Raw genomic sequence first — 14,132 nt, 5'->3', positions numbered from 1 at the left:
GCTCGTTCATCAAAACAACTTCAAAAAATGAAGAAGATGGAACAACGCCCATGTTGCTTTAAAAAAACAGCTTATAAAACCATGCATTGAAACGTTTCGACACTATCATTATAGACGGAGTTGACAGCGATTTCAACCATTTTATCCATTTTCGCAGAATTAAGTATGCCCGCTGACTCGTTTTCGTCGTCATACACCCCATAATTACGCAAAGGAAGGGCAGCCCGGAACCCCTCCTTCTTTTGGTATTGCGTTAAGGAATGGTCCCCCCGCCCAAAATGGCGTCGGCCTGTTCCCGAAATTGCTGTGCCGCCTCTTCCGGCGTAATCCGGCCAAATAAAAGCTGGTCATATAAATCGCGCAGCACCAGGGTCACTTCCGGCGTCTCTACAGGGTCGGGAGGATCGATGGGACTGCTGTTGTTTTCCACCCAATCGATATACTCGAATACCCGCGCCAATTCAGGCTCAACCAGCTGCTTCATCTGCTCTTTCACAGTGGAAGATACGGGCACGCCCCGCTCTCCCTTGAGCAGCATATTGGCTTCCAAATCATTGACGAAAAAGCTGATGAATCGTGCAGCCTCCTCCTTGTGCCTGGAATTGCCCGCGATGGAGAAAAACATGCCCGGCTTCAGAAACAATCCTTTGTCATTGTCTGGTCCCGGCATCGGCGCGATGGATAAAAGCTTGCCATAACGCTGGACGGTGCTGATGTACTGATTCGAATATCCCCAGCTGAATAACGCCTCGCCTCTGTAGAACGGATCACTATCCGGCTTGCCGATGTCCGAGGTCCAAATGTCTGGCGCAAAAATCAGCTTGCTCTTCGCCAAGCGCTGCATCCGGCCGAAGTAGTCGACGAACAACGCATCATCCTCGTACCCGAGCCGTTTGCCGTCCTCGTCATATAACTTGTAGCCATGCTGCCTCAGATAATACGCAAAGAACTGTTCCGGGGTGAAATAGGTGCCCACGTAGACGTCTTTGCCGATCAGCTCTTCCCCCATCCGTTCAAAATCTTCCCATGTCCATTTCTCGGTTGGCTCCTCGATCCCTTGCGTCTTCAGGACTTCCGGATCGTACATGCTTAACATGGCATTGACGCCGAGGCTAAGGCCATAGACCTTGCCGTCAATGCTTCCGCCTTGCACCTGCTGAGGATCAATGTCTTTCGTGTCGATTAGCCCTTTATCGATATACGGCGTCAAATCCTCCAAAAGCTGCAGCGAGCTGTACTGGGACAAGTAGGAAATGTCCATCTGAATGATATCGGGCAAGGCATTGCCCGCTGCGTGGGGGGCCATCCTTTTCCAATATTCGTTGAAGCTGCTGTACTCGTATTCGATGCGTACGTGCGGGTTCATCTCCTCATACAGCTTGATAACGGCAATGGTCGCATCGTTGCGAAATTCGCCGCCCCACCAGGCTATGCGCAGCGTAACCGGTTCTTCCTCCACGATCATGCCGGGCCGATGGGCAAGCTGGGGTACACATCCCGCAAGGGCGATCATCATGCCGATGATCCCGATCATTCGCAGCCATCTTCCCACAGCTCTTCCTCCTTTGGCAGCGGCAGCATGACCGTAACCCGGGTTCCGTATCCCGGCCTGCTCTCCAATGCAATATCGTACTCTTCCCCAAAAGACAAACGCAATCGCTCCCTGATATTCAGCAGCCCGATGCCGGTGCCTCGCGTTTCCACTTCGCCGCGCAGCACGCGTTCCACATATTCCGGGGCCATGCCTGGACCATGGTCCTCAACGATGACCATGAGATTCTCAGCCTGCACCTCAGACCACACCCTGATCAGACATGGCCCGACTTGGGGCTCCAATCCGTATTGAATCGCATTTTCAATCAGCGGCTGCAGTGTCATCTTGGGTATGGAGCACCCAAGGTACGCAGCGGGTACGTCCAATCGGAAATCGAGCCGCTGCTGAAAACGATATTTCTGAATCGTGATGTAGTGATTGACGATTTCTAATTCTTCGGCCAGCGTGATGACGTTTTTTTTGAAGCTGATGGACGCGCGCAGCAGGTACCCCAGCGATAGCACCATGCGGGATATTTGCTCCTGCCGGTTTTTTTTGGCCAGCCAGTGCACCGAATCGAGCGCGTTGTACAAAAAGTGGGGGTTGATCTGGGCCTGCAGCGCCTTGAACTCGGTTTCCTTAATGACCAACCGGCTCGCATAATTTTCTTTAATCAGCGTATTGATGCGCGTGATCATTAGCCGATAGGTGCGCTGCAGCAGCCCCAGCTCATCCATCTGTTGGGAAGCCGGCATGGAGATGCTGGCATCCATGCTTCCAAGGTCACCGTGCTGCACTTCCTTCATTTGCAAAGTCAACTGCCGGATCGGCTTGGTGAGGCTGCGTGCAAACGCCATTCCCAGTCCCAGCATAAACACGATGGCAATGAGATACACGACGACGAGCGCGTTTTTCAGCCAGATGACGCTCTGGAACACGTCTTCGTAAGAAACCATGTTGTAATAGCTCCAGCCTGTATGTCCCGATTTCTTCTGGGCCAGGAACACAGCCTTTCCGTTCAAATTTTTGATCTCATATCCACCGCTTCCGGGAAGCGGTTTCAAACCGGAGGATACTGACTCTGGAAGCTTGCGGTAGGGGTACACGACTTCGTCTCCCGCCTTCAGTACGATGTCGCTGTCCTCGCTGTCGATCCCGGCATAGTCCTCGACGAGCCGTTCGATATGGATACGCAGAAACAGAATACCGACCGGCTCCAACGTCATGGGTTCATAAGCCCGAACTTGGCGTACCAGGACCAGCATCGGATCGTCGTCATCGGGGTACAACCAGCGCACCGCGCCATCTGCCCGTTCGGCGGCCTGAATCATTCGATCGTATTTTTCCTGCGGCACGGTCAGCGTCTCGCCATATTTGTTCACCATGCCTTGCGCATCAATCAGATGAACGGACTGCACGTATCGTGCAGTCCCGCTAATGTGCTCCCAGAGCCGATCCGTCATCTTCTTGCGTTCGATGAAGCTTGAGTAATCCGTCTCGTCCTGCAGCAGTGATTTGAGCGCCTTCTGAATGACGTTATCCGAAATGATATCGAGGGACAGTGCCTCCAGTTTTTTAAGCTCCACATCCACCGTGGAGGATGAAAGGTTCAGCAGCCTCGATGATTTGTCATACAGCTGTCGGTCGTAAACGGAGTACGTGTAATACAGGGAAGTGAACGCCAGCGTGATGACCAGGGCCATCATGAGCATAATCATGAGAAACATTTTCATTTTGATGCTTAATCTGCGGTAGGCTGTCATGGCAAGTGCGCTCCTTTGCACCACGTGTTAACACTACTTATATCACATGGAGGGGAGACTTTCTGTCGAATTGGGACAAGATCGGCCAAAGTATGACCATGAATGCATATTGCCCATCCGATGAAGCCGTTTCCCGCATATCGCCTGCGATCGCCATCTAATATGCAAGACAGTTATTTGGCTTGATAACGGTCGTAAGCAGCCTGATGCACCTCGATGGCCCGATCGATGCCCATGCTTTTGATCGTTTCCACCATGGCGTCGAATTCGGTGATCGGTTTCTGCCCACTGATGATGGCCGTCATCGTTTCATTCAAATACGTGTTGACCTGGCTCATGATGGATGTGCTTGTGCTCGCTTCTTCCGTCGACAGGCGAATCGGGGGCAGCGTGAGTGCCGAGCTGGATTTCATCCATGCCTCGTTGGCGGCTCGCTGTCCATCATCGAAGAGCAAAGCGTCCAAATAACGGCTGTCCTGGTTGATCGGGCCGTCCATGATGGACAACGCATAAGCAGCCAATGCCTGGTCATACGTCAGCCCTTGGGGATTGTTCGTAATGGTTTCGGTGAATTTCACACCGTCTCCATCCTTTACGTAACTCTCGTTCTCGATTCCGAAGTTGAACAGATCGCTGCCTTCCTCACTGTAATTGTAATCCATCCACTGCACGATATATTTCAATTTGTCCTCATCGGCAGAGGAAGTGATGGCTTCGCCGTAACTCAACACTTTGGTTTCCATATTAAAAGCGGCATAAGGCGTTCCGTCAGGCGATATCGGCGAAGTTACGCCGGTTACATTGAAATCCGGATTGGTATCCCGCATCAGGTTGAAATATTTGCCCATGCCGCTGAACACACCGCCTTGATAGGCTCCTGCCAGATTGTTGGTGACTTTGTAGTCAAATGCTTTGCCGTCATTGGTCATGATTTCGGGGTCGACCAGCCCTTCCTTGTACCACTGAGCCATCGTTTCCAGGAAATCACGGTATCCGGGCTGGATCGGTCCGAATTCAACCTTGTCGCCATTCATCTGAAAACCGCCGATCACGCCGAAGCCTGGAGCGAAATCGTGCAGCTTCGTCAGGTTGCCGGGACCCCAGTTGCCGGTGAACGGGAGTTCATCCGCCTTACCGTTGCCGTTCGGGTCCTGCTCCTTGAACGCTTTGAGCACCGTATGCCACTCGTCGATGGTTGTAGGCGCTTTCAGATTCAGCTTATCCAACCAATCCTGACGAATGATCAGACCGGAGGTGGCATTCAGCTTGAGCGCGTCCAGCTTGAGCAGCGGGAACATGTAAATCGTTCCGTCGTCGAGCGCAATCTGTTTCTTGACGTCCGGGTCGGATTCGATAATCCGCTTCAGGTTTGGAGCGTACTGGTCGATCAGTTCGTTCAGTCGAATGATACGCCCGTCTTTGATCATCTTTTCCGGCCCGCCCACGGCATCGGCCCAGTTGTAATAGATGACGTCAGGCAGCTCCTTGGTGGAAATCAGCAAATTGAATTGGTCGCGCTGCTGTCCGAGCGGCGGATGCGTGAAATTGACCTTGATGCCGGTCAGCTCCTCCTTCTTTTTGTAAGCGGCAATTTCACCGAAATTGCCGAGGGAAGCCGTCAGCTTGGCATCATTTGCCCGCCAGTAATCAATGGTGAACGGCTCGCTTGTAATCGGCAGCGGAATTTCGGTCAGTGCCTCGGCCTTAGGCTCCGTGCTCTCCGCAGACTTGGCAGTTTCCTCTTCCGCACCTCCCGAACAGCCTGCCAGCAGTGTCATCGTCAGCAGGGAAGACAGCAGGATGGACCCCATTCTTTTTTTCACGTTGTTCGCCTCCAATTAAGTCATTTTATAAATATCGGAAGCCGTGCATCATGCGCAGTCAGCTTCCTGATATTGCAACGAAAATATCATTTATTGTTTCACGGCACCGATCAGGGCGCCTTGGACAAAGTAACGCTGGATGAACGGATACACCAGCATGATCGGCAGCGTCGAGATGATAATCGTGGCATACTTGATGTTTTCCCCGATGGCAAAGCCCGTATCGGCTCCCGCCCCCATGGCCTCCGTGCTGCTGCTGATCAAGATATCCCTCATAATAATTTGGATCGGATACAAGTCCTGGCTGCGCAGATATAACATCGGGCCGACATAATCGTTCCAATGATCGACCGCGTAATACAGCATCATGACGGCCAGAATCGGCTTCGACAGCGGCAGCACGATGCGGAACAGGATCCGGAAGTCATTCGCCCCGTCCAGCTTCGCCGATTCGATCAGGCTGATGGGAATGCCTTCAAAATTCGTTTTCATGATAAGGAAATAAAACGTGCTGATGGCACCTGGAATGATCATCGCCAGACGTGTATCGACCAGCCCCAGGTTTTGAATGAGCAGGAAGGTCGGAATCATGCCCCCGCCGAAAAACATCGTGAACGTGATCATGCGCATCAGCATTTTTCTGCCCATCAGATCGCTGCGCGACAGCCCGTACGCCGCGAGCGAAGTCATCAACAGGTTAATGGCCGTACCGACGACTACATAGAACAGCGTGTTCATGTACCCGGTGTAAATGCGCGTATCCTTAAACACGGACTTGTATGCCTCGAGCTGAAAACCCTCGGGCAGCAGCATCAGAGACCTGGAGCGCAGCATCTGGTCCGGGTCGCTGATCGAAGAATTAAACACATAGAGCATCGGGTAAAAGCAGATCACTATGATCATGAGCAGCACCAGTGCATTGATCGCATCAAAGACGCGTTCCCCTATAGACCGTTTCATCGCTTCACCTTCCGATCACCAGAGACTGGTTGAATTGAGCTTTCTGCTGATCGCATTGGCGATAATAAGCAGAGAGAAATTGATGACGCCGTTGAATAACCCGATGGCGGTGGAATAGGTATAGTTCCCCTCCAATATGCCTGACCGGTATACAAAAGTGGATATGACGTCCGATGTTTCATAGGTAGGGGCGGTCTGCATCAACAGAATTTTCTGGAAGTCGGAGTTCATGACCGCCCCCAGACGCAAAATCAGCATGATGACGATGGTCGGCAGGATGCCTGGCAGCGTAATGTGCAGCAGTTGTCTCCAGCGGCCCGCGCCATCCATTTTGGCAGCCTCATACAGCTGCGGATCGATGCCGCTAAGCGCGGCCAAAAAGATAATCGACGCCCAGCCTGCGCCCTGCCAGATGTTGGACAGGATGTACATCGGCCGGAACATGTCTTTTTCCGCCAGGAACATGATCGGCTGCATGTCGAAAAATTCGCGAATGACGTTAAACAGTCCGCCGTCCAAAGATGAGAACGTTTTCAACATTCCGACCACGACGACGACGGAAATGAAGTGTGGCATGTAGCTGATCGTTTGCACGGTGCTTCTGAACCATTTTTTGCGCACTTCGTTCAGCAGCAGCGCCAGAATGATCGGAGCCGGGAACCCGAACACGATGCTGTAAAAGCTCAAAATGAGCGTGTTCTTGATCAGCCGCCAGAAGTAATAGCTTTCAAAAAACATCGTGAAGTTGTCAAACCCGATCCATGTCCCGGACAAGATGCCCTTGACCGGACTGTAAGACTCTTGAAACGCCATCAGCAACCCGTACATCGGCCCATAGCTGAAGATCAAATAATAGGCAACGACGGGAATGAGCATCATGTACACGTACCTGTTGCGGATCAATTCTTTTTTGACGACGCCCCATCTGCCGGATGGTTTCAAACGCCCGGATGGCATGACCGGACTTCGTTTCAATTCCATTCTCCTTGCCCCCATTCCTGATGTTCATTCACCTTCATATGGATAATGATAAAATCCGGAAGCGGTTCTTCCCATGTCCATTTCCGATATGTTAATGCTCAAAACCGAGTTCTGTCCGACAAAAAAACACCCTGTCGCCATAACGGGCATACAGGGTGCGACTATATAAATTGTACGGTACATTCCCATAAGAACGGAGCCGGCTGAACGAATCGGGTTACGGCGCTTTTTTGAATTCCGAAGGAGAGAAGCCCGTGAGTTTCTTGAATACTTTGCTGAAATAGGGCCAGTTCGCCCCAAAACCCGTTTGCTCCGCAAGCGAGGAAACCGTGCATTCCCCATCCTGCTCCAGCAGTTCCATCGCTTTGCCGATCCGGTAACGCATGACGTAGTTCGTGAATTTCTCGCCGGTCTCCTTTTTGAACATTTTGCCGATATAGTCCGGGTTCATATAGATCTCTGCCGCAATCGCCTGAAGCGTAAGCGACTCATCTCCGTACCGCTTTTCCACCAGCTGTTTGACGCTTCGCACCATTTGCGACTGCCTTGATCGCTGCTGTCTGTAGCGCTGCATGGCAATGTCTTTGGCCGTGCCGAGCAGAAATTGCTGGAACGAAAGAAGCGTACTCGTCTCGATCATGCCGGGCAGGCGCTCCATATGCCTCTTCATCTCGTCCGGGCCGGTCAAGCGGATGATCTCCATGAACATCTGGATGAGATAGGACTTCGTCTGGGAAATGTCGTAACGCAGATCGGTCAGCAAACGGAAGCTGCGATCCAGCTCGTTCTCGGCCTCCTGCCAGTGCCCTGATTTAATGGCGGTAACGAGGCGTTCCTGATCAAATTCGAATTCGGGCAGCCCTCGCTCCTCGGGAGGAAGGAGGTCCCTTTCCATGATAAGGCTGCCCTCCCCAAGGTAGAAACGATGATTCAGGTAAACCAGCGTCTGCATGTACAGCTGCCGTGCCTGTGACAGCTCCCCTGGCTCGCTCAGCGCGATCGTCAGGTCGTAATGGTAATATCGGGCAAACGTATCACGGATTTCGTCAATGCTGCGAAAGAGCTGATCTTCCGTGAGTTTATTCTCGATCATGAGCAATACGTGCCGTCCGACGGTTGTGCTGAGCATCGGATTACGGACGATATCCTCGGCAATGTTCTGAATGGCAAACAAATGCATGAATTCGTGCTCTCCCTCAATTTCGACCAGCAACAGCCGTACCTGCTGGCTTCGGAACTGCACGCCGAACAGCTCGCCAAAATGCTTCCACTCCTTAGCGCCATACGTCTTGTTTGTGACGAGCTCCTTCAGGAAATATTTCTGCGCATGCGGCAGCACCCGTTCCAAATTAGCCTGGATCGATTGCACAAACCGCTCCTGATCGGTCCATTCGTCCTTTTCGCCCACCAGTTCGCCGATGGCTTCCACGAGGCTTTCTTCGCTGCACGGTTTGAGCAAATAATGCTTCACCCCGTACTGCATCGCCTTCTTGGCATATTCGAATTCCGTAAATCCGGTCAGCATAATAAACGAGATGTCCCGGTATTTCGAAGCTACTTTCTCGACGAGCTGCAGCCCGTCCATGCCGGGCATGCGGATGTCCGAAATGATGATGTCCGGCCGTTCGCGCTCAATAAAAGCAAGCGCTTCCAATCCGTCTTGCGCGGTGCCGACCAATTCCGTGCCGAGCTGCTTCCAATTCATGACGCTGGCGATTCCATCCACGATCAAAAATTCGTCATCGACCAGCAGAACCTTATACATGTCTGTTTCCCCCTGCTCTATATGCGGATCACTTCTCTATTATATGGGTATTTTGCACAATTCCGGTCATAAAAGTTTCCAGTACCGGCTTTTGCGCAATGTAAGGGAAACAGCTTCTACACGATAACGGAGAGGGCAGGAAGAATCTGGAGAAGCGAAGCGGTCTAAAAGCTTTCTGAAAGAAAGCTGCATCGGAAGCATAAGCTTCAGCGGATTTCCCTTTGAAAAAAGGGGATCAAAAAAATCCGGGGATAACAGGGATCGGAAGATGGTTATGACCACGTAGTGACTCCGTGTAAAAATCATCGGTTCAACTTATATAATGTCAAAAAAGCCGCGTGCGGACCGAGGCATTTGCCTCATCCGAACGCGGCTGAACGCCGAAATAACAATGTGATCCTATCGTGCTTTCACGGCATGAATGAAATGTATCGTTTCAAACGCGGCCAGCCGGTCGCTTCGATCCTCGAAATAGCGCTGCTGAATGTCTTCGGGCGACAAATGCTCATACACAAGCAGCCCGGCATCGGCCAGCAGGGACTCTATTTCTGCATACGTATAGCAGGACTGCATCGGTTCGCCGCCCATCGCCGCCATTTGCACCATTTTTTCTACTCTTCCCGAAAGACCTTGCGTGCTGAATGTTCGTTCATCGGCATAATCGAACACGATAGAGCTTCCGGCAGGCAAATCGGCGAACAGCTCCCGCAACAAGCGTGCATTCACTTCTTTACTCAAGTAATACGATACGCCCAGCAGGCTGAAAAATGTTTTGAGCTGCCCGAATCCGGCATCGGTTAGTTTCCGGATTGCCGGTTCATGGATAAAGTCCATCGGAACCGGATGCAGGTGAGAGGGAACGTCCAGGCCAGCCCGGCCCAGCCGGTCCAGTTTGGATTGCTGCGTGGCCGGATGATCCGCTTCATAGATGTGAAGAAGTCCTTGGAGTTCCGGGTGCCTGAACGCAAACGTATCCAGCCCTGCGCCAAGAATGACGTATTGCCGGGTCCCCAGCCGCACCTCATTCATCAGACACTGCTCGCAATAGGCTGCCCTTGACAACGTAATCGGAGCAAGCTGCACATGGACGATCCATTTCAGCGTTTCGTCCGGGTCGTCGGCGTAACGCTCCGCGATCTCTGTGTTGAAAAATGCAATGCCCTGCGTCATGTTTGCGCGAATCATGGCTTGTTCTTCGGGTGTAATCAGCTGCTTGGCTAGGAAATCGTCAAAAATAAGCGGGGTATCATGCTCGCTGTGGTAGGCGCGGGCAAAAGCCGAAATCAGGGATGTGATGCTGGACTCATTCTTCTTCATCGTCGAATCCTCCGTATATACAAAAATAGAGTTCCCCTGGCCAGGAGAACCCTATTATATACGCGATCATTTAATATGTAAATTATAGCATAAATAAACTTTTTTGTCAAGTAAAAATTCCGCTATTGGCGAAAAAGCGACCTTCTCCTTGCCGGACGAAGCCGGACAAGGAGTCAGGCATCCAGCCCGTACTCCTTGGCTTCCCTGCCGCGGTTCATTGCCCCATGGACCAGGAAGCCGATGACCGCCACGCCCGCCATGGCCGTGGCCAGCCAGGCTACGGGAATCAGTCCCTGGTGGTCGTACATGACCCCCATCGCATACGGCCCGATGACCCGGCCCACCGCACCGATGCCGCCGGACAACCCGATATAGAACGGGGCAGCCCTGCCCGCATGCTCTGAAATAAACGCCGGGGTCGCAGGCGAGATCAGCATTTCCCCGAACGTAGCCAGCACCATCGCGAGCACCATGCCCGGATAATTATACATCGTGATCATGACCAGGTAAGCCATGCCGTAGAATACGGCGCTCGCCGTCATCTGCGCATTGGACGTGCGTGCCATGGTCCGCTTAACCCAAGTGGTGAACGGTTGGCCCACAAAAATCAGCACGCCGTTCAACGTCCAGAGCAGGCCGTACATTCGTTTTTCCATGCCCTCGGAGATGATGTACGGGGACACGCCCGTATTCCAGATCGAGTTGCCGAACAGCAGAAACAGCACGCCCAGGCTCATGAACAGATACAACCTGACATTGCCGAGCAAAGCCCATGTGCTTGTGCCTGTTTGACCGGTCCGGCTGCGTTTGGCAAGATGCACGCCCCCCTGTTCCGGCTCTGCTTTCGACAGGTAGAACCAGAAAAAGACCGCAAATGCCGCTGATGTCACCCCGTTCAATACAAAGCTGAGATGATACGAAAAGTCCGCCAAAAAACCGCTGAGCGCCGTTCCTATGGCTACGCCGATATTGTTCGCCACATAGATGACGTTGAACAGTTCCGCCCGCCGCTCGGCAAACCGGAACCCGACAAATGCCTGGATTGCAGGCAATGATAATGAACTGAACAGGCCGATCCAGCCCATGGCGCAAATGAATACGACCCAGTAGGCGCTAATGAACGGCAATGCAAACAACCCGGCCGCATTCAGCGCAAGCGAACCGATGATCAGCTTTTTGACGCCGACGCGGTGGTACAATGCGCCCCCCAGCAGTTGGCCGAATATGCCGCCAAGCGACTGGATGAGGATGACGAACCCGGCATTAGCCATCGTTCGTCCTAGTTCGTCGAACACGTACATCGTGGTCAGAGGCCACATCAGGGCACTGCCCGTAGCGTTGACCAAGCTTGCGAGCAAAAACACTTTTACTTCTTTCGGATACGTATCAAGCCATCTCAACATGTCGATTCCATTCTCCTTCATTCAAAACAAAAGCCTTCGCTCCGGCCGTCTGATCAGCCCTGAGCGAAGACATGGATATTCTAGGTCTATTCGTTCATTGTTGTTTCCACTGCCCTCAGTCCATCTTATCCGAAAACATGACATGCGCAAGCACACTCATTGACGCTTCACTTCAACAGTGGATGAGAAAAAGGTCGCTCCATTGCCCATGTCGGACAATCGGTTTGGCGTCAGCATGTTGACCCGCTGTTTCCGTCCCGCGCCGTCCCACCATAATCCTTGGCTGATGACCGTCCCCGGCAGCATCGCATCGCTAACCTTCGCGATCAGCTCGATGCGCCCGCGGTCGTTCCAGACGATAATCGGGTCGCCGTCGGCCACGTTCCGGCGCTCCGCGTCTTCAGGATGAATGTGCAGCAGCGGCATTTTCTCCATCTTCTGATGCTTCGCCGAGTTGGCGAAGGTGGAATTCAGGAAATTATGGTTCGGCGGGGAAAGGAACATCAGCGGATATTTGTCTTCTTCGCTTGGCCGGCGCTCGCCATCATACCCTTCCACCGCCGGGCGGTATGTCGGCAGCGGCGGCAAGCCGCGCTCCCGCATCGTTTCCGAGTACAACTCGATTTTGCCGGACGGCGTGGGCAGCGTTTCGAGGAATGTGGCATGCGCCGCCATGTCCAGCTTCACGAACCGGTTGGCTTTGAGTGCTTCCAACGTAATGCCGTTCATGTACGGATTGCCCGTATCTTTTAGCGCATCCGCGATCATTTGCTCCGGCGTTTCGCTGAATATTTCGGGGTCATACCCCATCGCTTGTCCCAGCAGTGAAAACAGCTCCACATTGCTTTTGCTCTCCCCGATTTTCGCGATGACCGGTTGCTGCAGCTGCACATACTGATGCCAATACGATGTGTACAAATCCGTTTCTTCGAACGAAGATGCCGCAGGCAGCACGATATCGGCGTATTTGGCGGTATCCGTCAGAAACAGGTCATGCACGACCGTAAAAAGGTCTTCTCTGGCAAAACCTTGCATAACCCGCTCTGTATCCGGCGCAACCACCAACGGGTTGCTGCAATAAACCATGAGCGCCCGAATCGGCTGCTCCGCCTCCAGCAGCGCTTCACCGATCCGGTTCATGTTCACGACGCGCGGTTCCGGGTTCGCTCGCAGTTCCGGGCGCTCCAAGGCATCGCCGTTGGTGCTGGCATAACTGTTCGTGCGCACGGCCCCGCCGCCGCGCTTCAGCCAGTGCCCGGTAATCGCGGGCAGGCAGGCAATGCTGCGCACGCTCATGCCGCCATGGTCGTGGTGCTGCAGCCCGTTGCCGATATGGATGTAACCCGCGTCGGCGCGCCCGTACAGCTCGGCAAGCTTCACGATGTCCTCGGCCGATACGCCCGTAATCCGCGCCACCCGCTCAGGCGTGTACTCGCGGACATGCTCGCGCAGCGCCTCGTGACCGACGGTATATTTTTGCATGAAGGCTTCGTCCACCATCCCGCGTTCAAACAGCACGTGCATAAGTCCGAGCGCAAGCGCGCTGTCCGTGCCTGGATAGAGCGGGATGAACCAGTCAGCCCACTGTGCGGTGCGATTGCGATGCACGTCGATGACGACGATTTTCGCCCCTTTTTTGCGGGCTTTCTCGGCCAGCACGACTTGGTGCATGTTGGTGCTCACGATATTGCCGCCCCATACCACAATGACGTCCGCGTGCTCCGTATCTTCCGGCAATGTGCCGCGATTGGCACCCATCGTATATTTCCAGCCCGTATTGCCTGCCGCATTGCAGATCGTTTGCTCCAGCACGCTGGCACCCAAAGCGTTGAAAAAACGTTTGTCCATGCCGTCCACGCCGAGAATGCCCATGTTGCCGTAGAAATTGTAGGGCAAAATGCATTCCGGTCCGTACGTCTCGGACAACGCGCGGAACCGGGTCGTGATCTCGTCGATCGCTTCGTCCCAGCTGATGCGTTCGAACCGCCCCTCTCCCTTGGCGCCGACACGTCTGAGCGGATACTGCAGCCGTTCCGGATGATAGACTCGCTCCGTCATGTTTCTGACCTTGTTGCAGATGGCGCCTTTGGTGATGGGATGATCGGGATTGCCCGTTACCTTCACGATTTTTCCGTTCTCCTTATGTAGCAGCAGGCCGCACGTATCCGGGCAATCAAGCGGGCAAACCGCCGGAAATACGCCATTGTCCTGATCGATCATGTCCTTTCTCCTCCTCCTGCAAAATGCTATTGCTATATCATATCGCCAATTCGACTTTTTGCGCAAAAAAATTTGCTTTGCCTGATTCACCTAAAGATGGCGCGGGTACAATATAAGCAAGGCATCAGGTTAGTGTTTCCCCACTTCCTCCTTATGCCATATCATGGACCACTCCCGAAATTCGCCATGGACAGGTTTCGTTCCCCCGAACCTCTTCATGGCGAATTTACTTTTCTGCGGTTTACATTTTTAAAATGATAAAAAAACAAGTGCAGGCATCCCTGCACTTGTTTCGTTATAAGTATGAAACGGTCCTCTTCGCGTTATAACCTCTCGCGGCTTACGAACCTTACACACCTTATTCGG

The 14,132-nt window shown here is 53.0% G+C and carries 9 protein-coding genes; all 9 read right to left on the bottom strand.

Going from position 1 to position 14,132, the window contains the following annotated elements; genetic code table 11:
* Positions 1–253: 253 nt before the first annotated feature.
* The 9 genes from RSX24_RS22930 to RSX24_RS22890 all read right to left on the bottom strand — a co-directional run bounded on the left by RSX24_RS22930 (position 254) and on the right by RSX24_RS22890 (position 13,766).
* Entirely contained in the window at positions 254–1,552 is a 1,299-nt protein-coding gene (locus tag RSX24_RS22930; protein WP_343261870.1) for an ABC transporter substrate-binding protein, read from the bottom strand.
* Positions 1,531–3,297, bottom strand: a complete 1,767-nt coding sequence (locus tag RSX24_RS22925) for a sensor histidine kinase (RefSeq protein ID WP_343261869.1) — start codon at positions 3,295–3,297, stop codon at positions 1,531–1,533. The genes RSX24_RS22930 and RSX24_RS22925 overlap by 22 nt, the downstream gene beginning before the upstream one ends.
* Before the next feature lie 173 nt (positions 3,298–3,470).
* Positions 3,471–5,120, bottom strand: coding sequence for a type 2 periplasmic-binding domain-containing protein (locus RSX24_RS22920; protein WP_343261868.1), 1,650 nt, complete (start codon positions 5,118–5,120; stop codon positions 3,471–3,473).
* 90 nt (positions 5,121–5,210) lie between these two features.
* Positions 5,211–6,080, bottom strand: coding sequence for a carbohydrate ABC transporter permease (locus RSX24_RS22915; RefSeq protein ID WP_236413116.1), 870 nt, complete (start codon positions 6,078–6,080; stop codon positions 5,211–5,213).
* A gap of 15 nt (positions 6,081–6,095) precedes the next feature.
* Complete coding sequence (locus RSX24_RS22910) at positions 6,096–7,037, bottom strand: ABC transporter permease (protein WP_236413715.1); 942 nt, start codon at positions 7,035–7,037, stop codon at positions 6,096–6,098.
* A 241-nt stretch (positions 7,038–7,278) separates the two neighbouring features.
* A complete protein-coding gene (locus RSX24_RS22905) occupies positions 7,279–8,826 on the bottom strand; it encodes a response regulator (RefSeq protein WP_343261867.1) in 1,548 nt (515 codons plus the stop codon).
* A 399-nt stretch (positions 8,827–9,225) separates the two neighbouring features.
* Positions 9,226–10,143, bottom strand: a complete 918-nt coding sequence (locus tag RSX24_RS22900) for a class I SAM-dependent methyltransferase (RefSeq protein WP_343261866.1) — start codon at positions 10,141–10,143, stop codon at positions 9,226–9,228.
* A 173-nt stretch (positions 10,144–10,316) separates the two neighbouring features.
* A complete protein-coding gene (locus RSX24_RS22895) occupies positions 10,317–11,543 on the bottom strand; it encodes an MFS transporter (RefSeq protein WP_343261897.1) in 1,227 nt (408 codons plus the stop codon).
* 159 nt (positions 11,544–11,702) lie between these two features.
* A complete protein-coding gene (locus RSX24_RS22890; RefSeq protein WP_343261865.1) occupies positions 11,703–13,766 on the bottom strand; it encodes a molybdopterin-containing oxidoreductase family protein in 2,064 nt (687 codons plus the stop codon).
* Positions 13,767–14,132 lie beyond the last annotated feature (366 nt).

Origin of the sequence: Paenibacillus hubeiensis, from assembly GCF_032334105.1 — a bacterium.
Lineage (GTDB): Bacteria > Bacillota > Bacilli > Paenibacillales > Paenibacillaceae > Paenibacillus > Paenibacillus hubeiensis.
This window is presented reverse-complemented; position numbering and strand designations above follow the sequence as displayed.